20 protein-coding genes and 1 pseudogene are annotated in these 25649 nt (G+C 41.9%); 8 read left to right on the forward strand and 13 right to left on the reverse strand.

What is annotated here, in order from left to right:
* Positions 1-49 precede the first annotated feature (49 nt).
* Positions 50-613 (forward strand): TetR/AcrR family transcriptional regulator, encoded by a 564-nt coding sequence (locus R7P74_RS21310; RefSeq protein WP_238952631.1) that lies wholly within the window; start codon positions 50-52, stop codon positions 611-613.
* A gap of 111 nt (positions 614-724) precedes the next feature.
* On the opposite strand, the gene R7P74_RS21315 is transcribed toward R7P74_RS21310, so the two are convergent.
* The 4 genes from R7P74_RS21315 to R7P74_RS21330 form a co-directional block, all read right to left on the reverse strand.
* Positions 725-1666, reverse strand: a complete 942-nt coding sequence (locus R7P74_RS21315; RefSeq protein WP_238952630.1) for a zinc-binding dehydrogenase — start codon at positions 1664-1666, stop codon at positions 725-727.
* A gap of 67 nt (positions 1667-1733) precedes the next feature.
* The gene (locus R7P74_RS21320; RefSeq protein WP_238952629.1) at positions 1734-2822 is read right to left on the reverse strand and encodes an alkene reductase; all 1089 of its coding nucleotides are present in this window, start codon (positions 2820-2822) and stop codon (positions 1734-1736) included.
* Positions 2823-2830: 8 nt separating this feature from the next.
* Positions 2831-3928, reverse strand: a complete 1098-nt coding sequence (locus tag R7P74_RS21325; RefSeq protein WP_238952628.1) for an alkene reductase — start codon at positions 3926-3928, stop codon at positions 2831-2833.
* A 225-nt stretch (positions 3929-4153) separates the two neighbouring features.
* Positions 4154-5035, reverse strand: a complete 882-nt coding sequence (locus tag R7P74_RS21330; RefSeq protein WP_258458344.1) for a LysR family transcriptional regulator — start codon at positions 5033-5035, stop codon at positions 4154-4156.
* 189 nt (positions 5036-5224) lie between these two features.
* Between R7P74_RS21330 and R7P74_RS21335 the strand changes: the two genes are divergently transcribed.
* On the forward strand, positions 5225-6421 hold the full coding sequence (locus R7P74_RS21335; RefSeq protein WP_258458345.1) for an MFS transporter: 1197 nt from the start codon (positions 5225-5227) through the stop codon (positions 6419-6421).
* Positions 6422-6501: 80 nt separating this feature from the next.
* Positions 6502-7194 carry an SDR family oxidoreductase gene (locus R7P74_RS21340; protein ID WP_238952625.1) on the forward strand — a complete coding sequence of 231 codons (693 nt, stop codon included), beginning with the start codon at positions 6502-6504 and terminating at the stop codon, positions 7192-7194.
* Positions 7195-7784: 590 nt separating this feature from the next.
* Here R7P74_RS21340 and R7P74_RS21345 read toward each other — a convergent pair.
* The gene (locus R7P74_RS21345) at positions 7785-8933 is read right to left on the reverse strand and encodes an iron-containing alcohol dehydrogenase (protein WP_318123171.1); all 1149 of its coding nucleotides are present in this window, start codon (positions 8931-8933) and stop codon (positions 7785-7787) included.
* 140 nt (positions 8934-9073) lie between these two features.
* Here R7P74_RS21345 and R7P74_RS21350 point away from each other — a divergent pair, with 140 nt between their 5' ends.
* Positions 9074-9961: an AraC family transcriptional regulator gene (locus R7P74_RS21350; RefSeq protein WP_238952623.1), complete on the forward strand. Its 888-nt coding sequence runs from the start codon at positions 9074-9076 to the stop codon at positions 9959-9961.
* A 1179-nt stretch (positions 9962-11140) separates the two neighbouring features.
* Positions 11141-13321 (forward strand): DEAD/DEAH box helicase family protein, encoded by a 2181-nt coding sequence (locus R7P74_RS21355; RefSeq protein ID WP_238952622.1) that lies wholly within the window; start codon positions 11141-11143, stop codon positions 13319-13321.
* 52 nt (positions 13322-13373) lie between these two features.
* Here R7P74_RS21355 and R7P74_RS21360 read toward each other — a convergent pair whose 3' ends face one another.
* The 6 genes from R7P74_RS21360 to R7P74_RS21385 all read right to left on the reverse strand — a co-directional run bounded on the left by R7P74_RS21360 (position 13374) and on the right by R7P74_RS21385 (position 19854).
* Positions 13374-13952, reverse strand: coding sequence for a dTMP kinase (locus tag R7P74_RS21360; protein WP_258458347.1), 579 nt, complete (start codon positions 13950-13952; stop codon positions 13374-13376).
* A complete protein-coding gene (locus R7P74_RS21365; protein WP_318123174.1) occupies positions 13940-15208 on the reverse strand; it encodes a B12-binding domain-containing radical SAM protein in 1269 nt (422 codons plus the stop codon). Before R7P74_RS21365 ends, R7P74_RS21360 begins: the two co-directional genes overlap by 13 nt.
* 81 nt (positions 15209-15289) lie before the next feature.
* Positions 15290-15610 carry a ParE family toxin-like protein gene (locus R7P74_RS21370; RefSeq protein ID WP_025589001.1) on the reverse strand — a complete coding sequence of 107 codons (321 nt, stop codon included), beginning with the start codon at positions 15608-15610 and terminating at the stop codon, positions 15290-15292.
* A 63-nt stretch (positions 15611-15673) separates the two neighbouring features.
* Positions 15674-16258 carry a hypothetical protein gene (locus R7P74_RS21375; protein ID WP_238952619.1) on the reverse strand — a complete coding sequence of 195 codons (585 nt, stop codon included), beginning with the start codon at positions 16256-16258 and terminating at the stop codon, positions 15674-15676.
* 1 nt (position 16259) lies between these two features.
* On the reverse strand, positions 16260-17168 hold the full coding sequence (locus R7P74_RS21380; RefSeq protein ID WP_140050311.1) for a hypothetical protein: 909 nt from the start codon (positions 17166-17168) through the stop codon (positions 16260-16262).
* Complete coding sequence (locus R7P74_RS21385; protein WP_318073440.1) at positions 17161-19854, reverse strand: CHAT domain-containing protein; 2694 nt, start codon at positions 19852-19854, stop codon at positions 17161-17163. The genes R7P74_RS21380 and R7P74_RS21385 overlap by 8 nt, the downstream gene beginning before the upstream one ends.
* A gap of 200 nt (positions 19855-20054) precedes the next feature.
* On the opposite strand from R7P74_RS21385, the gene R7P74_RS21390 reads away from it, so the two are divergent.
* Positions 20055-20705, forward strand: a complete 651-nt coding sequence (locus R7P74_RS21390; RefSeq protein ID WP_238952617.1) for a HEPN domain-containing protein — start codon at positions 20055-20057, stop codon at positions 20703-20705.
* A gap of 222 nt (positions 20706-20927) precedes the next feature.
* On the opposite strand, the gene R7P74_RS21395 is transcribed toward R7P74_RS21390, so the two are convergent.
* Positions 20928-22652: a recombinase family protein gene (locus R7P74_RS21395; protein ID WP_318073439.1), complete on the reverse strand. Its 1725-nt coding sequence runs from the start codon at positions 22650-22652 to the stop codon at positions 20928-20930.
* Positions 22653-22708: 56 nt separating this feature from the next.
* On the opposite strand from R7P74_RS21395, the pseudogene R7P74_RS21400 reads away from it, so the two are divergent.
* Positions 22709-24301: pseudogene (locus R7P74_RS21400) on the forward strand (FAD-dependent oxidoreductase); the annotation flags it as partial.
* A 118-nt stretch (positions 24302-24419) separates the two neighbouring features.
* Here the strand turns inward: R7P74_RS21400 and R7P74_RS21405 are convergent.
* Positions 24420-24560 (reverse strand): hypothetical protein, encoded by a 141-nt coding sequence (locus R7P74_RS21405; protein WP_213899853.1) that lies wholly within the window; start codon positions 24558-24560, stop codon positions 24420-24422.
* Between the two features lie 645 nt (positions 24561-25205).
* On the opposite strand from R7P74_RS21405, the gene R7P74_RS21410 reads away from it, so the two are divergent.
* The coding region (locus R7P74_RS21410; RefSeq protein WP_318123175.1) for a hypothetical protein at positions 25206-25649 on the forward strand (444 nt) is incomplete at its 3' end.

A 25649-nucleotide genomic window follows, 5' to 3' on the forward strand; every position in this document is an offset into this window, starting at 1 on the left:
TAGGAGAGCTACAAGGCGTAGTTATTTCTTATAAAACAGGCAGTATAAGATGAGTAAAAAGAGCGCCAAGATTGAGAAGATTTTAGATGTTTCAATCGAGGTATTGAGACAAGAGGGAGATTTTGGGGTAAGTATGCGTAAGGTTGCGACACTGGCAGAGATGTCATTAAGCAATGTGCAGTATTACTTCAAAAACAAAGATGAATTACTTAGAGCGATGGCAGACCGCTACTTTCAGCAATGTTTAGATGAGTTGGCAGAGCAGCCAGAATTAAGCGATGCAAGTGAGCTAAAAAATTTCATTTCTGCTCAGCTATCGCATGTATATCAGGTTTCAGATATGTGCCGTATCTTCCGTGAGTATTGGGCCATATCGACACGAAATGAAGCAATAGACGCGTATCTTTTAGCTTATTATCAATCAATGGCATCGTCTTTAAACAAGATTTTCAAGCCACTTGCAAAAGACGATGTCAGTGTCGAAAGAGCAATATCGGTGTTTATTCCCTTTGTTGAGGGCTATTCCATCACCGCCAGAGCATTGCCAGTCGATTTAGAACACATCACCCAATCAATAAGTTCGATAGTGCTCATACAACTTACAGGTCAATGATTACGCTGTGGCAATGTCCTAGAGAAGCGGTTTAGTTGTCGTTGGTTATTAGTACAACAAAGCGCAGGGAGTCAGTTATATGACTCTCTGCAATAGTATGAATAGCGTGTTTTAACTCAATGTAATGACGGTCTTTAACTTTGTAAATTCACTGTGCTCCAATGCATCAAGCATATTCTCGAACGCAAAAGTGACAGGATTACTAACTTCGACGCTACCATTCACCACACGCTCAAGTAACGCTTCACCGCTTTGCATCAATGCATACCAATCTTCTTTATCACCAAAATCATGTAATGCTCCAAGAGCTATTTCATGATAGGAAATAGTGCGAGTAAATGGAGGATCAATAGGCTTAGGTATACGATCTTGAATGCAGGTAATGTGTCCATTCGCTCGTAACAGGGACACTAAAGAAGCCGCATTTTCCCCACTGACAGCGTCAAAAATAGCAAAGTACTTGGCATCAATCAGAGATTGATCTCGATAAACTTGGCGAATACCTAGCTTAGCAGCACGCTCATCACTAAGACTCGCCGAAACAACATCAACATCATAGCCAGCGTTAACAAGAAACTGAGAAAGTAAATTATTTACCGCGCCGAAACCAACCACAAGTACTTCTCTTTGACGAGTGGACGGAATTTTTTCAAATGCTTGCCACGCAGTAAGCATCGGGCAAGGTAATGCTGCTGCAAGTTCAAACGATAGCCTCTCAGGCAATATCATCACACGTTCAGCACTCAGTACAGTATATTCGGCAAAGCTACCATGATGTTTTAATGAGGCATGATATGCCACTCGACGTCCAATTAGAGCTGTATCAACTTTAGATCCTACTTGTACGATAAGGCCTGCCCCATCAACACCAGGAACATGACCATTCGGCCAATTTAGAGGGTTGGCTTTAATAAATTTCCAGTCAACAGGGTTAATACCAATCGCTTTGTTTTGTACTAAGATCTCGTTGTCATCCAAAGTTGGCATTTCAGCCTTACCTAAATCAAGGCTGTGTGTTTCGGTTTGATGTTGCCAAACTTGATATTGTTCCATCTTTATTCTGCTCGCTTCATGAAAAGGTAAGGCACCAAAGAGTTGTCGTCCTTGGTGCCTGGTTTTATTAGGCCTGATAAGTAGGATAATCGATGTAGCCCTCTTCTCCGCCACCATACAAGGTTAACCTAGCATCGGCATCAAACTCAGCCAATGGCAAATCATGGGCAAATCGGGCGACTAAATCTGGGTTCGTCACAAAAGGCGTGCCAAAGGCAACGAAATCAGCATACTGCTTATCTAATAACTGTTGTGCAGATTGCTTGGTTAATTTTCCCGCAATCATGATAGGGTTTGGATACACTTCTCGAACTTGCTTTCGAAATTCTTCAGGGACGTCAACATAACGTGAGATTCGCTCAGAAAAGTGAACATAAGCCAAGTTCATAGGTGTCATTTTTTCAAGTGCTTTTAGCGTGATATCAACAATTTCAGGATCTTCATCCACAAAACCTTCAATAACGTGTGGAGAAACACGCACGGCTACTTTTTCGCTACCAATTTCATTTGAGAGCGCTTGTAGGGTTTCCAGCAAAAATCGCATTCTATTCTCTTGAGATCCACCATACTGGTCTTGACGTTGATTACTCTCTAAACGCATGAATGTATCTAGCAAATAGCCGTGCGCAGCATGGACTTCTACCCCATCAAAACCCGCTTCGACAGCATTTTTAGCCGCTTGGACAAAATCAGCAATCGTATTCTCGATATCTTGCTGCGTCATTTCTCGTGGTGCTTCTGTTTCGATCATTCCAAAACCACCCTCTGGTAATGGGCCAAATACTTGATCAGGCACTTTAATTGCAGAAGGTGCCAAAGGCTGCTCTCCTGAAATGTCAGAATGACTACGACGCCCAACATGCCAAAGTTGAATAAAGACCTTACCCCCTTCCTCATGGACAGCCTGAGTCACTTTTTTCCATCCTTCGATGTGTTCTTTGGTGTAAATGCCAGGTGTCATAGAATAGCCTCGACCAACGGCAGAAATCGGCGCTCCTTCAGTAACAATCAAACCAGCAGTGGCACGCTGACGATAGTAAGTCGCCATCATCTCGTTTGGTACATCTCCAGGTTGCGACGTGCGTGAACGAGTCATTGGCGCCATTGCGATACGGTTATTCGTATCGAGCTTTTTTTGATTAAAAACGTTAAACATAATTTTTCCTAAGCTTTGTAAATTGGATAATCGATAAGGCCTTTTTCTGCACCACCAAACAAGGTGTTTGGATCGTGCTCTTCGATCGGGTAGCCATGAAGTAAACGCTCAGGGAGGTCAGGATTAGCCACAAAAGGTCGACCAAAACCGATCATATCAGCCAGCCCTTCATTGATAGCGTGTTCAGCTTTTTCTGCATTATAACGACCTGCGTAAATCAAAATGCCTTGGTAAGCCTCTCGTAAAGCACGTTTAAAAGAAACTGGCGTGTCAGGGGCATCATCCCAATCTACTTCAGCGATATGCAGATAAACGATACCGTGCTTATTCAGTAACGCAGCGGCAGCGGTATAAGTTTCGATAGGGTTCGCATCTACGGTACCATTTAAGGTTGTCAAAGGAGCCAGGCGCACCCCAACACGTTCAGCGCCAATCGAGTCCACCAATGCTGCAACTACTTCATCAAGAAAACGAAGACGATTTTCTAAACTACCACCGTACTCATCGGTACGGGTATTGGCTTCGGAGTCAATAAATTGGTTAATCAAATAACCATTCGCCGCATGCAATTCAATACCATCAAAACCCGCCTCAATGGCATTCAATGCCGCTTGACGATATTCTGCGATGACTTGTTGAATATCCGATTTTGTCATCGCTTTAGGCTGCACGACGTCGACAAAGCCAGGTTCATCGCTGCCATTATCAACGAATACTTTAACGTTTTGAGCTTTTAACGCTGATGAAGACATCGGTTGCTCGCCACCGATGTTATCTGGGTGAGTGACTCTACCCACATGCCAGAGCTGTGCGAAAATCGCACCATTTTCAGCATGGACAGCTTGAGTTACTTTACGCCAGCCTTCAATCTGCTCAGGTGTATAAATACCAGGCGTCCACGCATAGCCTTTCGCACTCGGTGAAATTTGTGTACCTTCAGAGACAATCAAACCCGCACTTGCTCGTTGCGCATAATACGTCGCCATCATTTCATTAGCGACATCCCCTGGTTGACTTGCTCTGGAGCGAGTCATCGGTGGCATGACGATGCGGTTTTGGAGAGTCAATGCTCCCAATTGGATAGGTTGAAAAAGTGATTTAGACATAATAAGCCCTCTTATTTCTTGAGAGGGATATTAACAAACTCATCGCATTACATTGATAGCAACAAAGACAAATAATATTTGTTAAAAACGCAATAATCTAAACGTGCTTGAGCAATGATCTTGTTGGATGTCGATGTATCATCGACTTTAACAGACATCTGTTCTGTTCAAGGAGCCAGAAGAAATAACCTAAGCGAGGTAAGAATTTACCTCGCATTGAACGATTTACAGCTCCAGCTTCGGCTGAATAAAATCGATAAAAGCAGAAATCCTCTTGGCAACAGAAGAGGACTTATAGTAAACGGCATTAATTTGCTCTCTGCCAGAATGACTGATCTTTTCACCTTCTAGCAACGGAATTAACCTCCCTTCAGCAATATCTTTTTTCACCATAAACCCTGATAGACAGGCGATTCCATTCCCCATCAACGCGAGCTGCCTCACCGTTTCACCGTTACTCGAAGTCAGCGTTGGTGTCAGCCCTGAAAATCCTTTCAGAGGCCACTCATTGAGTGTTTTGGGTGTTGAAAATCCGATAGTATCGTGATGTTCCAAATCACCACTCTTACTCGGAAAGCCACACTTTGTTAAATAATCAGGTGAAGCAACAATATAAAGTAAACTTCGTCCAAGAGGCCTAGCATGTAGGGTTGAATCATTTAATGCACCGATACGAATAGCGATATCGGTTTTCTTTTCTAGTAAATCAACAAAGCCTTCATTAGAAGTCAATTCCAACTCAATATCAGGATAGGCTTGATTAAATGGCTGAACGAGTGGGACTAACTGGTGAAACACAAACGGACTAGCAGCATCAACACGTAGTCGGCCTTTGGGGAGTTCACCACGGGATATGATTTCATCTTCCGCTTGCTGTAACTGCATAAGCCCAATTCGAACCGACTCAACAAATTGCCGCCCCTCATCGGTTAATTCAATCCGTCTTGTGGTTCGGTTTAATATCGTCACGCCAAGTTGGCTTTCTACCTTACTCACCGCTCGTGATACTCGTGCAACTTGTATATCTAGATTCTCTGCTGCCGCAGTAAATCCACCAGCATCAACGACAGTAAGTAGAATTTCTAAATCGTCCGATTTCGTCCGCATACTTGCCTACCATTCATTTAACAGCTTCGCCTTAATTGTTGCATTTATAACAAATATCATTTGTTAAACAACCTATTTTTTGCAATTACATTTTCGCTCAAAATCCCTTCATCAAAACACAATACAGCAAAACATAGATAAACACATTCGCTGCTGTGTACTAGCACCTAACAAAAGAGAGTAAATGATATGCCATTAGCACTTCTCGCATTGACGCTCAGCGCCTTTGCTATCGGAACGACGGAGTTTGTGATCGTGGGGTTGCTCCCGACCATGGCTTCTGACCTAAACGTCTCACTACCATCCGCTGGACTACTAGTGAGCCTTTATGCACTCGGTGTTGCGATTGGCGCACCTGTTTTAACCGCGCTAACGGGAAAGTGGAACCGTAAGCACGTACTCATTACGGTTATGTCACTGTTTGTGATTGGCAACTTATTGGCATGGCAAGCACCTGGTTACAACACCCTTATCATTGCTCGCATTTTGACTGGTTTAGCCCATGGTGTGTTTTTCTCTATCGGCTCGACGATTGCGACAGGTCTGGTACCTAAAGAAAAAGCCGCAAGTGCGATTGCGATTATGTTCACAGGTTTAACAGTGGCATTAGTAACAGGTGTTCCGCTCGGAACTTACATCGGTCAAACCTTTGGTTGGCAATCTACCTTTCTGATTGTTGCGTTATTAGGACTGATTGCGTTGATTGGTAGTGCTTTCTTAGTGCCAAGCAACCTGAAACAGCCAGCCGCAACAAAACTGTCATCGCAGCTAAAAGTGTTAACGCAGCCAAGGTTACTACTGGTGTATGCAATCACAGCACTCGGTTACGGTGGTACATTTACCGCTTTCACTTTCCTTGCTCCCATTTTGCAAGAGGAAACAGGATTCAGCGCCAGCGCTATCAGCCTAATTATGCTGGTATACGGCGTATCAGTGGCGATTGGTAATATTTGGGGCGGAAAAATGGCCGATAAGATGGGGCCAATTAAAGCGCTGACGATTATTTTTGCGGGACTCGCCACAGTATTAGTTGTATTTAACTTTACGGCCGTTAACCCTATCGCCGCAGTCGTCACCATTTTAGTTTGGGGGGCCTTTGCATTCGGTAATGTTCCTGGCTTGCAAGTTTATGTGGTGAGACTGGCTGAAAAATTCACTCCCGATGCGGTAGATGTTGCATCTGGTCTCAACATTGCGGCGTTTAACGTAGGAATTGCGCTTGGCTCTTGGGGTGGCGGTATGATTGTGTCAGAAGTGGGCTTAATGCATACCCCTTGGATTGGCGCCTTGATAGTGCTTGTTGCGCTCGCTCTTACTCGAATGAGTGGACGCCTAGATATACGAGCAGAAAGTCAAAGGGCTCACGCAAGTGTACTTGTGAAATAAGCATTACAACAATAGTTACAGGTTGGTCAAGACTCGACATTGGCCAACTTATTATTTAGTTCCAATTTAGGCATCACACAATGAAAACGGTTTTTATCACTGGAGCCAATCGAGGCTTAGGTCTTGAGCTAGTTAAGCAATACGCTCAACGTGGATGGTATGTAATTGCCTGCTGTCGTGACATTAACACAGCCCTAGAGCTTTCTCTCTTAGTACAAACTTATCCAAAAATTCGTATTCACACATTAGATGTTAGCAATGAGTCTCATATCATCGCTTTGACAGAAAAATTTGCAGATACCACTATTGATGTACTCATTCATAACGCAGGTGTAGGTGGAGATGAATGTGAAAGCCTTGGTAACATGGGGCAAATGGAGTGGATAGATGTATTGAAGGTCAACACCATTGCGCCCATGTTAATCACGCAGGCTTTGCTTAATAACATTCTTGCTGGCGAAGATAAAACCATCATTGGGATGACTTCAATACTCGCTAGCATCGATGATAACCGCTCTGGTGGTCGATACAGTTACCGCGCATCAAAGGCCGCCCTCAACCAAATCATTAAATCTTTGGCTTGTGAGCTATCCGAAGTGGGAGTGAAGACTCTGGCAATTCATCCAGGTTGGGTACAAACCGATATGGGCGGAGACGAAGGCAAGATAACAGCAGAAGAGAGTGTTAAAGGTATGCTTAGTGTTATTGAGAACTTAAGACTTAAACATACAGGTTCATTTTTTGTCTACGATGGTACTCAATTGCCATGGTAAGCCTAGTAGTTACATCATATACAAACTCTGAGGGTGGGATATGCTTTTAACTTTTATAGTTTTAGTCCTTTCTATTGTTACTTTGATCGGATTGTATGTACACAAAGTCTCTAGTGATATTTCACAAATTGACTGGGATTGGGACGAAGATGAATGCTTATAAGTCGATATAGTCCAAATTCAAAATCCGAGATGTTAGAGGTTCCAAAAACTGGGCGTTTGTTATGAAGTAGGATTATTGTGTTAAAGCAAAATACAGAAAAATGGGCCAGCACTAAACTAGCTCATTTATCTAATTTGTTTTAATCAACCTGCGTCTAAAGGTTTCCCCCAAAGCTGATTCACAATTAGTCTGTCAACAATTTCCATTGTGACTATTGGTAATGCTGTCATTTCAGAATCAAACCATGTAGCTATAAGATCTTCAGCACAACCATTAAATCTTGTCTGATAAACATCTGGCACTACAGAGCAAATCTCAATACTTGTATCTTGGAGCTCGACTTTTGGGCCTTCAAGTAGGACTATCTGAAGTATGCTTTGTTTGAGGTATAAAAAAGAGACACAACCTGTGTCTCTTAGTTGATTCGTTACGCTACTGCGTTTTCCAAGATTTGGCGAGCTTCCACTGGCGTTACACTTTGGTTTTCTGTAAGAGCCGTTAAGCCGTGGACTTCCAACTTTTTGATAACCGCATCAATTGCTGCTGCTTTGTCGCCGTCATGTTCAGTCAACTTTGTACAAACGTTTAGACTGTTGTAGAACGCTTCGATTGCATCAATAGTGCGTTCGGCTAGATCATCACCAGCTTCAAGAGCAAAAACACTGCGCCCCATTTGCTCTAGTTTCGCTCGTTTAAATTCAATTTGATTGCGAAGTAGAGATGGTTGAACAATCGCTAATGAACGTGCGTGGTCAACGTGCCATAGCGCTGTTAGCTCATGACCAATCATGTGTGTCGCCCAGTCTTGCTCAACACCAACAGAAATCAAACCATTTAACGCTTGGTTCGCTGTCCACATTAGGTTTGCACGCCATAGGTCGTTGTCACGCTGTGCATAGTCATCGCCCAGTGTTTTTAGAGCGCGAAGCAAGGCTTCTGAGTAACCATCTTGAACTAACGCACCCGCAGATTTAGTAATATACTGCTCACATACGTGAACCCACGCATCAACGATACCGTTTACCAGTTGTTTCTCTGGTAGCGTCTTCATTACATCTGGATCCATTACAGCAAATTGAGGCTGAACACACTCTGCTGCAAACGGAAGTTTCTGTTGAGTTTCTTGCTTAGTCACAACAGCATTCACGTTCGATTCTGAGCCTGTCGCTGGAATCGTTAGGATCACACCGATTGGTGTCGCAACTTCTGGTTTGTAATCGCCAGTTAGGATATCCCAACCATCACCATCGTAATGGGCTGCCGCTGCTGCGTACTTTGAACCATCGATTACAGAGCCACCGCCAACAGCAAGAATGAAATCAACTTTTTCTTCTTTGATGGTCGCGACAGCTTTATCCATCGTTTCTTTCGTTGGGTTCGCCTCAACACCTGAGAACTCAAGCCAATTGTGATCAACAAGTGCTTTTTCTACCTGTTGGTAAACACCGTTCTTCTTAATTGAACCACCACCGTAGATCACTAACACCTTTTTCGACTTGTCGATGGTCTCTGTGATACTGCTGATTTGGCCTTGACCGAAGAAAATTTTTGTTGAGTTTAAGTATGAGAAATTCATGTTTACCTCATTGGATTTTGTATTTCTGAGTGTCAATCACTCGCGACACATGCATAATAGTCCTAGGCAGGCACCATTCACAGGCTAATTAATCCAAATAACATGACTATTTCTACAAAGTTATTGATTGAGGCAAAAATATGTCTTTAAAAACATTAATGCAACGTTATGTCGACCTAAAAGAACTACACGACTTTGAAGGCGACTACCCAACAAAGATAGCCAACGTTCGCTTCTATCGAAGTGAAAAAGGTCACCTGCGCAAACCCACCATGTATAAATCAGGATTGATCATTTTAGGACAGGGAAACAAAGCACTCTATGCAGGTGGTGAACGTATCCCTTATGGTGCTGGGGACTGTTTAGTAATGGGCGTGCCGATGCCTGTAGAATGCGAAGCTTACCCTAACAGTGACGAGCCGCTGTTAGGAATGGGCATCGAAATACCGATTCATATCTTACAAAAGCAAGTGACAAAGATAAAAAATCATAATGAGTCTTTACCTGTCGAACCATCAAACTCAAAACTGACGATTCGTCGCGAGCCTATTGATGAACAATTAAGAAGAGCCTGCTCTCGCTTAATGGAGGCACTCTGTGATGACTTAGAAGCAGAAGTATTAGGCGAGGTATTATTAGAAGAAGTGATCTTCTTTGCTTTGTTAAGTAAAGGAGGAGATACACTGTTTACTCTTGCGGATCAGGAGGGTAAATATGCTCGAATCTCCACGATATTGCAGCACATTCATACCAACTATGCAGAGCCATTAAATGTTAGCGAGCTTGCAGTATCGGCAGGAATGAGCATTTCATCTTTTCATTCCGCTTTCAAAGATGTCACTCTCGAAACTCCTGTTCAATACATTAAGAAAGTTCGCTTAGATAAGGCGCGAGAGCTAATCTGTTTTGAAGGAAAACGAGTCAATGAAACCGCTCACTTGGTTGGCTACTCTAGCGCTGCACAGTTTAGTCGTGAATTTAAACGTCATTTTGGAGAGGCACCAAAAGACGCAGCTCAAATGTCCTAGTGTTTAATTTAGTTTGCGGTTAAAGAACGTGAGTCAGAAACTGTTCTGGCTCAATTCGAGCCAAAGATGAGAGAGACGGTTGGTATAGAAATCCTTTGTGACGCGCCATGTGCTACCGATACAGAAATTCCCTGTACCAAAAGTTTTGGTGAAGGCTACCCCCGTAGCCTGTAGATTTTTACCGTTTCTTACCCAAGTTTAAAGCCATAAATCCCGTAAAAACTTCAAAGAAGCAACACCATGAGCTGCGCTCATGAACTAGTCGACTCTCTTCAAAGCGCAGCTTTGGTATAGCCACTTTTCTGTATTTATATATAAATAGAGAAAGTGGCTCATTTAGGAAAACACTCAAACTGAAACGACCTACGGGCAGCTATCAGATCTTTGGTGTAGAAAAAGTTTGATTGAGGTCTTTCCGCCTACCAGTTTCTAAACCCCGAACCGCACTTTGCAAACTACTAATTTTCTCGCGTGAAGTACTGAAACTTATCGTTCTAACTTTGATAGCCTCAACCCAAAAAAATTCATCAGATAAATGATTGATTACACACTGAATCCAAAAATAATTTTCTAATCTTTTGATTTTATAAGTAATTATAAATTGACGGTCATATTTCAGGTGATTATGATTTACTCAAATAAATGAAATGTAATCATGCGAAACCTTAACAGAGTCTCGATAGCTCACCGAATTTTAATCGATTTTAGGATCTACCCTACCCGCGCAACCAGAGAATGCTCCCCTCTTCTGGAGCAAATAATCGTCAAGTCGAAAGCTTGGCTAGCTGCTGGTTGCCAGCGTCATCTACCCAGCAACATCGACTATTTCAAAACGAAGTTTTGGCTTGGCTGGTATGGAGATGACTTGCTTCTACACAATGCAATGCCCTCAAACTGGTTCAACAGCTTGAGTGGCACAGCTCTGCTTACATAGCAGACCTAGTTCAATAAACATTCAATCCATTTGATCTAGCGTTCAGATACTGAGTCATCGTGTATCTGGCGTCAGACAAGCTTTACCCAAAAATCACAATAATAAGAAATTACACTATGAAAATTCTAAATAAATCAACAACTAGCGAACACATCGGAATCAAAAACCTTCGAAAGAATAAAATCTCAATTCTCATCTCTAATGGTATTAATTATGAGAGTTCTGACCGAAGGATCGTTGCGCCGATGTATGGAAATAACAATATTTTTGAGATAGCAAAGTCTTACCAACAAGCCAATATTCGTGACGTTGAAATAGTAATCGATTCTACGAAGCACCCTGACCTTTCAGAAAAAGTGCTCGCACAGAACGCCGAAGAAGGTCGTTTGCCTATATTTGATTTGGCAACTGGAATTCATTTTGACAGGCTCAGCACCGTCCAAACACTACTAGAAGGCTACAAACTTTTCGAAAGTACTCAGCTCGCAAACTCCATATCTAAGAGTCTGATTCAGAAAATTCCACTCCATTTCGAGACTTCAGAATCTTGCCTATCTCACTACGTAGATGCTGGTTCGAATAGCTACCAGAAGCTACTCAAAGCCTTAAAGAAAACAAAAGCCAATTATGAGTCGATGCTTAGTGATGCGACGAAAGTGACTGAATTTGACCAAATAGTTGACGTTGAGTCATTCGACAATGTCAGCTACCTCATTGAAGACAATCAAAATGATACAACGGTATTGCTAGGCCAGACTGGCTCAGGGAAAACAAAACACGGATTGCAGCCGCTGATAAGGTCGGCCAATGAAAACAAAAAGGTGGTCTATCTCTCGTACCTCATTCCTCTAGTAAAACAGTTGTGTGAATCTGTTGGAGCAGAAAATTACAAAAACTCCTCATTATTTGAGATCGAAAACGCAACGTCACTGGGTGTTGTCGTTAACAGTATCTATAAAGATCATCTAGCTTCTGCCATCCTCAACTGTGACGTACTGATCATTGATGAATTTGAAAAAGTCATGGCAAACGTCTGTGGCCATAACGACACAATGCGTGAAGAAGTATTTGACGTAATGACTCTAGCTATCAATAAAGTCCCTAAGGTCGTTGTCGCAGATGCGGATGTTACAGATACCACCTTACGATGGTTGCGTAAGCATCGTAAAGGTATCCAAGTCATCCGTGCAATGCAAAACCCATACGCCAACATCAACGTCACTATCGCAAATAAGTTTGCCGCTTTTAGCAACACATCTAACAAGCTCAAAGGTGAAAATGTCATCCTTTTCGACTCTTTAAAATCAATGCGCATGACAATGATAGACATGGGGTTGACTGATAAGAGTGGGCAAGCTTGTGAAAAAGTTGCATTAAAGAACAAGGTTTTAGTACTCACTGGCAGCAATAAAAACATGGATGCTCAATCCAGTTTTCTGACATCACCATCAGATGAGTGCACCAAGTACAACATGATTATGGCATCACCGTGCCTAGCTTCTGGCTACTCATGTGAAGCTAAATATACGGACAATGTTAATGTAGTCAGTGACCTAGTGTTGGGGATTGATGAATTGGTCAATTTCTCAAGGCGTTTCCGTGCAAGTCAAAACATTACGTTTTACTTGACTCAAAATGAACATTTCAATTATGTCCCGACCCTTCCTTGTGACACTGACTCCGACCGCGACACCCTTCGTAGTGAGTTTGAAGAGAAGAAAAAACTATTCAATGCAAATCAACCCCTTAGCATGATGTGGAATCTACAGCGGCTTGGTTTGAATGTCCAAGTACAGCAATCGAGTAAAGAAGAACTTGAAGAAGGTCTATTTAAATTCAACTTACTAAAGGCTAGGGATCTTAAAGCACGAATTAAGGCTATTTTGGCCGCACGCATCATAACAAGAGCCGAGGCAGACAGGCTGATCATGAGCAACCAAGTCGGTTTTGAAGAGCTGGCCATGCTCAAAAAGTTCGAGATTATACGCGACTATCAATTAGAGAAGATCTCCAAGCAAGACATTCTGTTTGATGAGACATTTTGGAACAAGCCATTATACAAACAAATTTGGAATCCCAATGCGGTTAATCAAAGCAACTACCTTGTTGAACCAGCGAAATTTATTAAGTCACAGATTTTGCAGAATCCTGACTACCAAGGTACAAATGACACACTTGTACTAACTCGCTCTCAAGTTCATAGCATTGCCACAAAGATTTACGACCATTGGGAGATATTTAAACACTTGTTACCAGATATTGAACACAAAGAAATTTGTACGCGCTGGGCAGCAACTAAACTCTTCAGAGTGTTAATGACGTCATTAGGGTATATCTGGCCGAAGAATGGTTATCAAAGCGAGCCCAAGAAGGTAACAGTTTCACTCGACGCGAGGGCTCTAGCCTATAAAAACAGTCTTGTGTAACAGAAAACAGTGAGGGAAAATCGGGCAAAACATGCGCCCGATTTTCACCAAGCTACAGATTTTTACACACACTGCTCAATATGTTGTCGACGATACTATTCACGCTCTGCGAAGCATCGACCATGAGCCACTTACCTACGGGTTTCCCATCACACGTACCGATATAAAGACTGCGTAATCCATCATTTGCCTGTTCTGTCAGTGTCTGCTTGTCTTCACGCGTACAGTAGTTTCTGTTGTTAATTCTTGCAATGCGTTCATCCACAGGCAAATCAAGGTAGACTGTGAGATCTGGTGCGAGGAGTTCACTTTCGACCTCATCAAGTGTGTAGCATTGTCCATTGCTCATCCAGTGATGATACACTTGCGTCGACAACCAATAGCGGTCTACCACAACGTTATGGCCTGAATCTATGAAACGTTGAGCTTCACTTGCTACGTTGAGTACGGTAGCCATATAGAACAACTGCCTCGCTTTGGGATTATGTTCGAACACCGTATCCAGTTGTTTTCGTACTTCTTTAAAACCCGCTCCTGGTGTCGTTAATAACTTCGCATTTAACTTTTCTGCTAAGTGCTTTGACACTGTCGATTTGCCACTTCCATCAAGACCTTCGATTACGATAAACATGCTGACTCCTCTAGGCTTGTTAGTTTCATGGCTAAATCTCTCATTGCCTTCCACTCATCTTTTGTGAAACTGTCGCTTTCGATAACATGTGGAATCCCCGAGTCGTCGATATGACCTTCCTTGATACCGAATACCTCTTTATCAGCGGCCAATTGCGTGCCTTCTAACAACATCAACGGAAATGCCTTTACATCTGAGACTCCTCTACGCTTAAGAAAATCAACGCTCTCGAAAAAACTTTCGATCGTTTGCGTCGGTAACCCATAAATTAGACTGACCTCAAAAGACATGTTCTTATCCTGAAGCATGGAGATGGCCGAAGATACTTTCTCAATATTGTTGCGTCGATTGATTACTATAGATTCCGACTTGATGGCAGTCTGTAAACCAAACTCAAGATGAGTATTTAGCTTTGAAAACAACGCTAACAAGCGCTCATTAATGTCCTCAAAACGCACTTGAAATACGAGTTCTGCTTCTAATCCAATACCAATCGCGTATTCCAATATCTCGTATGATCTGCGTCCTTTTCGAAAGATCGGGTCTAACACATTAATTCGCTTAACTTTTTTCGCTTTGAATAAGTCCAGCTCCTTCTTTATGATCTCCATCGAGAAATCATGTACTTTATTGCCAGCCACATCACGGTGAGCACAAAATGAACACGCATAATAACAACCACGTTGCGTTTCCCAGTGCGCCATTGCCTGGTATTCATCAAGCTCAATCAAACCACTTAAATATGGTGAATGACGTGACGCAAACTCAAACTTGTTGTTTAAAATAAGTTTGCGGATCAATTTGTCCTGCATAAACGCTTCAGGCAAAGTGGCTTCTGCATAGCTTGGCAAGTAGATATCGCCACCAGGATAAAGTGCTTCACAGCTCGACTCATGAACCTGGTATCCCCCAAGAATAATGTTTCCCTTAAAGCCTTTATCCTTAAGTTGCGTTATCAAGGGCTCAATTAGCTCGGTGTTCCATACATAACAACCTAAAGCTAACCCATCAATCTCTTCCAGCTTATGTTGCCCATTGATTCTGTTTGCTATCTCCCCTGCTGACAGGTTAAGTACCTTATTTTTATTCATATCAATTGACAGGTGCTCAGCAGTAAACTTCTGACCGTAATCCTTGTGCTGCCTGCACTCGGATAGAAGCACCCCTGCTGCAAAACTAGTCGCACTTTTACCTTTTTGGGTGTAATCAAACGTAACTAGCAGGCATTTTTTATTCTTACTCATAACTAAATCCATAGTCCTAACTATGCGACAACCACAAAGCTATAAAACTCACTTTTTCAAGCTTCGTACTCTCATAACCAATTAATAACACTATTAAAAATGCTTAAACTGTTGCTCATAGCCTTGTCGTCGACAAAGCTTGAAAGTAAGTCGTTTGTTCCCTTTAGATAGGATTAAGCGAAAGCTGCGCCCGATTCTGAATCGAATCAGGGATGGATTAGATTTAATGTTTTTGCCGCCAAGCACAGTAAATGGCGTACCGTCAGCAATTGAGTTCACTACACTCAGTGTTTTTTGACGAGTAGAGTTTGGCAGATCGCGCCAGATTTTTTTGTCAACAAGACAAATACAGTCAGAGTTAGAGCTGGTCAGCTCAGGACTGCGTGGTTGGTATTTGAATACGATATTTTGCATTTAGACGTACCTTTTTTTGTGTTGGTACGTCTATACGCATAGAAAAATGATTTTTTTCGCTTTTTATTTCAATAAAGGCAACAGAACAATGTAACCTATTGATTTTGCTTTATTTAAACTATCTGCTAGATCATCATTTATCACATCACCATGTATAAATGTGAGCATTACAGCTCCTTCATCAGGTGAAAACTCCCACTTATCATCAGAAGTTATCCAGCCTTCTAAGTCCTCGTATCTATAGTGTATTTGAACCTGTGATTCAGTGTTGAACGACACTGTTTGCTCACCTTGAATTTCAATTAGCTGCTGATTTCCCCACTCGACGGTGATCAAAAGTGGTTCCTTTACCTCGTCCATATCATTTAATGATAAGGCTAAATCACCTAATAGATCCTCTTCACTCATCAGAGATACTGTTGGTGAATTGATAGCCTGTTTAACAAAGCGCTTTGCTTGCTGGTAATGGCAAACATACTGTGGCCACTTTGCGGCAAAATAACAGAACCGATCTAAGTTTTCTCTACGCTTAACCGCATCGCTCCAGATTCGTTCACGCTCTGGATCTCTAACCAGTTCTTTCCATTCATCGGTATTGCTGCTTCGGCCTTGAACCATCTCATCCAATGAAAGTTTATCTAACGCCATATCAAGCCTCCTCCTTTCGTGGGGATTTCAATTCTGAGAGCTGATTCTTTAGTTTTTCATAATGAGCAAAGTCACGGCCAATCTCATATTGGTCTAATAAACTTTTTCTGCCAGCAGATTTGAATAATTTATGGCATAAAACCGTGGTGCCATCATTATTAACACGGTGAAAGTGATCTATAACTTGAGCAACTGATTTACGAACTTCATGTTTTTCCATGTGTGATTCATTTCCATCCGCTACATACTGAGGCTTATTTTCCCCTCTAGTTAAGTACTTCTTCTGGTACTTATGAAAATCAGACACTTTTGATTCAACATTAAGGTAAAGGCAAAGATACCTGAAAGATGCATCAGCTTTATACTTGGACAATTTGGCGGGTGACCCCTTTAGTTCTTTAGCAACATTTACGTCAACATTGATAAAGCCGCTCAGCTCATCTAATAGTTTTTTATTCGCTAGCAACCAGTAACCAACCATGTCTGGCGCGACAGAATGACTGTACAAAGGTAAGCAGTTCGAGAGCTTTTCAATATCGTGCTCAATATCATTGCCTGTCAAAACATCATGATCTAAAAGATTAGAATCTAAAGATATCTGTTTAATACCTTTAACACTGATACCTGTTTTGAATTTACACCAGAAATCGATTTGATCAAAAAGCCCCAAATCACAAGGAATATTTCTTTTACGCAGCTCTATCTGATCAAGCCTCTCAGAAACAAACATATCTAGAATTTTATCTTTCGCTTTATCCTGACAACCAAAAACACTTGATAGCTTTGGCCCATAAAACTCTTCTAGAGCATTAGATAAAATCACCTCAATCGTTACTCTGTGCTCCTCAAGATACTGTTTTCGACCTTCTACGCTCCAATCGTTAATTTGTGACAAATCTGCATCACGCATAGTTAATAAATCCAGACTTTAGTTGTTGTTGTGCTAAGTGATTTTTTAGGGAATTCATTTCATCAGCTTTCAGCTCTACTTGTTCTTTACAAACAGCTCTGTTGATTTGATCTTCAACTCCACAAAACCTTAAACCAGCCCAAGAAGAAGGGTGAAGGAATAACCTTTCGGCTCGTTTTAACTCACCCTCATTCCGCGATTCTTTTGTCTTCATTGGCCCCAATAAACCATCAAGAGATTCATTACATCCAAGGGTATTGAGGTATGGTGACAACCCTAACTCTCTCATTTTGTTAAGTTCGGCTTTTGCTCCTTGCGAAACCCACCAGTTTTGAGCTGCAAGTAGAGCTTTTGATGGTGAAGAACCATTAATCACAAGTTGGTCATAATGAGATTTGATATGTGCAGTCACAATGTCAGGTAAAGCCCACAATGAACCAATTGAACTCGCTGCCCCCCACTCTATCATACGCATATCAAAACCGAATGCTTCGTTTACAGGGATAGAGAAGACACTCAGGGGGATATTGCTACCGCTTTGGCAAGCCCAGAATTCAACACGCTCCATACCCGCAACCTGATTAACCAGCTCTAAATCATGCAAGTCGAAATGCTTCGTTTTCAAAGATGGCCTGTTAGGGAATTCATGGGCACAATGGCCATAATAGGAAAGTACCTCGCTGCTTCGCACTGCATCAACAAAATCACTTTTTGAAACATTACTCATCAAATCTGGGACATGCTGATTAGCTACATTGTGAAAACGTGTTTCCCCACCATTAATGCATTTAGCGCCACTACGCTTATTGAAGTGAGTTACATGATTACAAAGATAAAGAACCGTTGGGAGACAATTTACCTCTTCTACTAAGGTATATAGTTCTTTACCTTTAATGCCAGTTGCAACCCAAGGAATCTGAGAAGCAAAGAATGACGTTAACAAACCAACACGTTTACAGTCATTGGGTAGGATTTCGCTCCAATCAACAAAATCTAGAGGCCAATGCTCATCTGCATCTGAATCACCCCTGATAAATTCAGCGATATGGTTCACTAGTCCATTAGGTACCTCGACTATATGTCCCTTAACGACAATTTCACCATTGACCAACTTTGCCACCAGAATAAGTGCATCATCAAATCCTGATTCGATATCAATTCTTACAAGAGTTAGGTCATCATGGGTACGTAAGGCCTTCTTAAAATGAGATATGTCTATGGCAGAATCACTACCTCGATACTCTACGAAGCTAGGCTCTAATTGATAAATAAGGTTTTCTAATTTCTGGAAGTCTTCAAAACAATAGTTCGCCTGTATTCGTAAGTAATCGATAGGGTCTTTATTGTCTAAAGCACCAGAAACAACTTCAGGTAACTTACTCGCATTATAAAAGACTGTATTCAGAGTAAGTTCTTCTAGCATTGACGCTTGCTGGGAGCTTTCATAACACGCTTGAATTAAAGGTTGCAGTTCTTTTTCTTGAACATGTTCTAGCATTAACGCTAGTTCGTTTAGAGTATGATAAGAAGCGCCTAACTGAAGAAGTTCATTCCATAAAGTACCAGCAAGTTTTGTAGACGGCTGCTGCCAATGCTTATTGGCACTTTCACAGAACCGCAATGCACTACAGTTTTCAAGATACCTTAAAGCATTTAGTGCATCATTCTCTTTAACTAGAACTCGAGCCAAACCTGAGCATATTCTTTGCGCTAAAGATGCCAAGTAATCGGCTTCTGGATCACTTTTACAAAATCGGCGATTATCCATTAACTCGAATTGCTTTCTTACTAATGACCCGATATTTTCCCTATTGGGATTACTTAACGTGTTAGAGACCAAGTAATCAACTTGTAATTCGGGTTTGGAAAGGTCAACCGTGGGATTAATTGACATAATCTTTAGAGGATCAATTCCAAACTGTGGCGCGATGTCTAAAATGGTTTTGCATAGCTCTTTGTGATGTTGAGAGTCGGAGAAATGCATCAATCTTGCGTAACTCAACCCGAGAGCTTGCTCTGGTGCCATGATACTCATAAACGTTGGTAAATGGTAATTTTGGTAGTCCAAATACAATGCCACAGAAAGCGATTGTAATTCGCAGGCACTTTGATTGAGTCCCTGATCAAAAAGTACACTCGCCAGATTGAAGTAGATAATTGAAAGTTGACCATCCTTAATCGCCTGAGGAACTTCACTACTCTGCAAAGTATCAATTGCTTGACCGTGGAGCAGTTTGGCTTTTTCTAAGCAATTAATATCTTTATCAGGCCAGAGATACTCATGCGCAGCCCTACGATATGTTACTGCTAGTTGCGAAAGACTTGAAGCGTACTTCTCTGGAGTACTTCTCCGTTGAGGAGTATCTATCGCACGGTTAAAGTACTGAATGGCCTTGTTTAAGTTATGGTAGGTTCCACCAGGTAATTCAATGTGATACGTAAAGTGTAAGACTCCTAAGTCATGACACGTTGAAGCTCTAGCCAGTGGCTCCTTGAGAGCTACCTTCAGGGCTTTAGATAGCAATTTTTCTGCTTTCAAGATAGATGTTGCATCTTTTGTTTCTAAAAGAGATTTGGCAGTTTCAGTCAGCTCGAACCATTTTATTTTGACGCGACTACGAAGATGTAAGTCTTGCATAGCACTGTACGCTATAGCTTGCTCAGTTTGTATTGAGAAAGAGCCCATTCGCCATCCTCATTAATATTATTTCCATTTTCAGGTAACCCTCTCTCATATACCTCTGAAATCTTTAACTGTTGAAGATTTAGGCTAAAAGTGTGAATTAATTTAAAGTTTACTCTAGCTCATAACACCATAATAACCAACTTGCATAAGATGCCAACAAGGGTAACCTCAAGACAGTCAAATAGCTCCTGGGAAAGCATATGTATCAATTACTTAAAGAGCGCCACCGTCAAGAGAGAGGTACCTACCCTCAAGCGCTATCTCTTCGTATCCATCGCGCACTTAGTTGGCTTAACAAGGCTGAGATGTGTGATGACCACGACTCGAAATACATCTTTCTTTGGATTGCCTTCAACGCGGCATATGCTCAGGATTTCGAGTACAAGGCTGATTTCGGTGAACGAGGCCTATACCAAGAGTTTCTTGCCAAGATCGTATCTTTAGATGGCGGAAATAAACTGTCAGAACTAGTTTGGTCTCAATATTCATCTTCCATAAGGCTCATTCTAGACAATGAATTTATTCTCCAGTCATTTTGGAAGTACCACTCTGGTCTCATCACAGAGGAGCAATGGAAGAAAGAACGTTCTCAGGCAAAATCTATCGCAAACAAAGCTCTGTCAGGGGGTGACACAGCCACTGTATTGAGTGTCGTTTTCTCAAGGCTTTACACATTACGCAACCAGTTGATTCACGGTGGAGCAACGTACAACAGTTCTGCTAATCGTGACCAAATTCGCGACTGCACTGCGTTACTCGAAAATGTTGTTCCAACTATTATTGAGATTATGATGGATGGGGCTGATGAGCTTTGGGGTGATGCGGTTTATCCCTTAATATCAATCTCATAGGGTTAATGACCAAATCTATTCTATATTTTGTCGATTGATTATATACACGCTCTGCAAAACCCAACTCTGTGGGTTTCCCATCACACATAGCGCCTTTGATTCTTCCCAACTCAGCATCTAGCTGTCTGTGTTGCCTGGCTTCAAAAAGTGAAGATCACCAGTTCATTCAAGAAGATGAGGTCTATCAACTTGTTCTTCAGAAGATAGACCAAAACGACTCACCTAATCTTCACTGCCTTGGTTCGTGTTTTGCTGTTGAACCTTGTCTAAGATGAACTGCTTCTCTTGGTCACTCATTGTTTGAGAAAAATTTTTAGTTAGGCTATCGATAAAGGCCGTTCGTTTCGCATCATCACTTACAAATTTTTCTGGTTCTTTAAATTGAATGTGCCCTCTATCTCGTTTGTCAAAATCTATCCCCTCAGCACCTAACTTCATAGCGGCCCTGACTCTTCGAGAACTTACACTCTTATCAACGGTAGCAGATACTACAAAATCTCCCCAAGCTCCAATGACCAACTTCACTCTAGGCTTATCGCTTGTCGATTCATAACCAAGTACAGCTTTAACATCATAGTCCTTTAGGATTTGATTGAATAAGGCCTTGTTTTCATGTCTAGACAAGTCCAAGTTCATTTCGGTAAGCCTTCCCGAACGCTCTGCTTTAGCATCTGCTATCAAATTATTCAGTTCGTAGACTTTTGCCTTCTGCTCCTCATAGATACCGACCCAACTGGAATCATTTGGGTAACGTATCATATAACTTTGAGCATTTGCGGCTTGCTCTTGAGCTGAAGCTAACCCCATTTCAAGCTGGCCTATATCTACTGTTATTTCTTCTCTATCATTCAATGTATGCAGAAGGTTGTATACACACCGTTCTAGTGGTTCATATCTAATACTTTTCGCATTACACCCACCAGTTTTAGCTTTATTGTTGCACTTAATGTATGAGCGGATCTTGCCTTTAGGAGATATACTCTCCCCTCCAAATACCATTTTTTTGCCACATTTCTCGCAATATGCCAACCCACTCAAGACGTTCTTAATTTTAGTAACCTTACCTCCCTTTTGTTTGCGTATCTTTTGCTGACAAGCATGGAAGAGCTTCTCTTCAACTATCGGCTCACAGAACTGAACGCCGTCTCTATACCCAATTACAGTTTGATCACGCAGATAACGGTTAACCGAAGATTCTGACAAGGGTCTGTTATAGCTTGAAGCTACAAGCTCGCCTTCTTCATTGTATTTGTATCTTGCTAATTTCAGTGGGCCAAGCTCATTAATGATTCTTTTGGCACCAAAACCAATTTTTCTTAGCTCAAAGATTCTCCTGATAACATTTGCATTTTCCTCAACAACCTGGAAGCCTGTACGATCTTTTGTTCGATATAGCCAGATTGGGGTCTTGGCTGTTGTCTTTATACCTTGGTCAGCTAAGATTTTGTTCGTTGCAAGAATACGCTCACTTTTGACGCGGCTCTCTTCATTTGCCAAGTGCAAGCCCACTTCGAGCATAATTCTTGCGCTTAGGCCACTTGGGCCACTCATGTTTGTTTCAAAGACGGTATTCCATTTGGTGACTGCAACCTTGACTCCCGCTTTCATTATGTTTTCGAAATGACCACGTACCACATTTGGTTCAGCGCGACTGAAACGATCTATCAGTTCAAAGACAATTATGTCACCAGGTACAATTATCCCTTTTTCTATATCAGCGAATAGCTTCCCTAGTTGACCCTTTCGTATGTTTTCTTGCGTATATCCTGACCTACCTTTATCTTCATATCGGCGACCAAAAGTGTAAGGTTCTTTACCCTCTTTAACTCTCAGTTCATTATGGATATCAATCCACTGTTGCGTTGCTTCTACTTGGCGCTCAACACCCTGCCCTTCAATTGATTGAATCTTTTTAGATACACGGTGATATAAAAAATAGCGTGCCACATTACCTCCACATGTTTCTCGTCCAAATGATAACAGTTGAGTTGTTTATTATATAGTTGTCATTTGCAAACTGTGGCTTGCCCTATCACATTGGTGGCGATATCCAAGAGCGCAGCAAACTGCTTCTTCAAACGCCTGAGAGCTTTTTAGCGCGTTTCAATGTTGATGTCCGTGTGATGAACGAAGTGGTTTCTATTAACCGTCAAGACAAAACGGTTACGGTTAACAATTTGCTTGATGGCTCTGAATACCAAGAGAGCTACGACTTTCTTCTACTCAGCCCTGGCGCAGGTCCAGCTGTGCCGCCTATTCCGGGTATTGATAACCCGTTAACGCACTCGCTGCGCAATATTCCAGATATGGATCGCATCATTAAAACGATCGAAACCAACAAAGTTGAACACGCTACGGTCGTTGGTGGTGGTTTTATCGGTTTGGAAATGATGGAAGCCTTCCACCAGCTAGGCATAAAAACCACATTAGTTGAAATGGCGGATCAAGTGATGACGCCCGTTGACCGTGAAATGGCTGGCTTCGCACATGCTGAAATTCGTGAGAAAGGCATCGACCTTAAACTTGGCGTCGCACTTGAGTCGGTGAAATTCGTACCTAACGAGCACGTGGCAAGTTTCGACTCTGGTGAGAGCGAAAAACACCAACATCTAGAAGGTGAATTGGAATTAACACTAAACAATGGTGAAAGACTCACCACCGATATTCTGATTATGGCAATTGGTGTTCGCCCCGAGACCAAATTAGCAAAAGAAGCTGGCTTAGAAATCGGCGCTCTTGGTGGTATTTATACCAATGAATACATGCAAACCAGCGATCCTTCGATCTACGCTGTCGGCGACGCGGTAGAAGAGAAAGACTTCGTGACTGGCGAGCAAACTCTAGTGCCACTTGCGGGCCCGGCAAACCGTCAAGGCCGAATGGCAGCAGACAACATGCTTGGCCGCCAAGAAACTTACCAAGGTACGCAAGGCACGGCGATCTGTAAGATCTTTGATTTAGCCGTCGCTTCTACTGGTAAAAACGAGAAACAGCTGAAACGTGAAAACATCGCTTATGAAAAAGTGTATGTGCATACAGCAAGTCACGCGAGTTACTACCCAGGTGCAGAAACCGTGTCATTCAAAATGCTGTTTGATCCAGTAACAGGTAAAATATTAGGTGCGCAAGCAGTAGGTAAAGACGGTGTTGATAAACGTATCGACGTAATGGCAGTTGCTCAGCGTGCTGGTATGACGGTAGAACAACTGCAACACCTTGAGCTAACTTACGCGCCACCTTATGGCTCTGCTAAAGATGTAATTAACCAAGCGGCGTTTGTGGCAAATAACATCATCAAAGGCGATGCGACCGCGATTCATTATGATGAAATGGATTCACTGACAGAAGACCAACTGTTACTTGATGTTCGTAATCCTGGTGAATTGGAGTCCGTTGGTTATCTTGAAGGTGCAATTAATATTCCTGTCGATCAACTACGTCGTCGCATGCACGAACTTCCTAAAGACAAAGAGATCGTGATTTATTGTCAGGTCGGTTTGCGCGGTAACGTCGCCTATCGTCAGCTGGTCAACTCAGGGTTTAAAGCACGTAACCTGCTTGGCGGCTATCGCACTTACAAGTTCGCCACTGCTTAAGGTAAACCAAACACTGCCCTTATCCTTTGGAGCACTCTGTGTGCGCCTTTTTTGTTTATGAAGCAAAGAAATAGGTAATGCTACTTTTTTCGCTGAACAAGCTTTACAACATTCTTTTTTAATTCAGCGTTGCTGAAGAGGAAACAGGTTTCTTTTTACTAACCTGCTTTGCTGCCAAATTAACAGCTTTTGCAAAGGATTCAGCTAACTCAGAAGTATAAGCTTTCCTAGCTCTGCGCTGTTTTACCTTACCATCCATAACCCCTCCACTTAGCACGCGACCTCAACTCGACAAGTTCGACGAAGTCGGCCAACATAATCAGCCTTAAGCATACTGGTATTTATTCTCCTACTCATTTAATTTGGTTCGAATCGTTAATTATTAACCTAATCAATCCAATACCCAAAATCACCACACGATACCTTTTAAAAAGTAATAAGTTGACTAACTATAAATTTATATTATGTGGGAATTAGTCCACTCTAATATACCCCCACTGTAAGTGATTTATCATTTATTAACTTATCAATACATAACTTACTTCATATGACAAAAACAAATTTTTTCCCAAATAACTCAAACTATACTCAATATTAAATTTCATGTCAGTTGAATAAATCGCACACATTGGATTAAAATAAAACATAGGAACACTATTTTAATTTACGCCCATGAATAATGGGAACGCACTCCATGAGTGCGGGCATAAGAATAACCACAGTGGTTCCACTAAATTACAAAACACGGAAACAAGCCAGTACTATTTATTTCTCGTTCCTCGAAATTAATTAGCAGCTTGTCCTGCGGAGCTTCCTTGCTAGTGCTGCGGTGCTCGAACCTTGCGGTTCTGCGCTCGTCGCTCCGCTCCTAGTACCACTAATAAAAATAATAAAGGTAACAAGTATGAATATTTTCGATCTAAGTATCAGAAAAAGACTAGAAAAAATGAGCAAAGCTGAACTTATTGAACAACGTCAGCTTGTGTTCGAAGAACGAGGCTTGTATCGCCATCTACGTGATTCTGAAGAAAAGCTTCAAGCCTTAGAGCTTATTGAACAATACCTCAATAAACCTAGCCGTGGTAGACCACGAAAACTAGCAGAAGCCAAATGCAGTGAACAAGTTAAAATAAATATAACCCCGCAAGAAAGAGCTGACCTTGAGTACCGTAGAACAAAGCTAGGCTACAAACACCTATCCACTTACATGCGTGATATCACTCTGAACCTTACACCAGCTCTGCAAGTCAGCCAGATTGAGAGGCCCAGCGTTGATGAATGTGTTCTTGAATCTATCAATGAAGATATCCAGTTCTCAAGCGTTCAACTGATGCATGCCCTGCAAGAG

Source organism: Vibrio sp. 2033 (genome assembly GCF_033339735.1).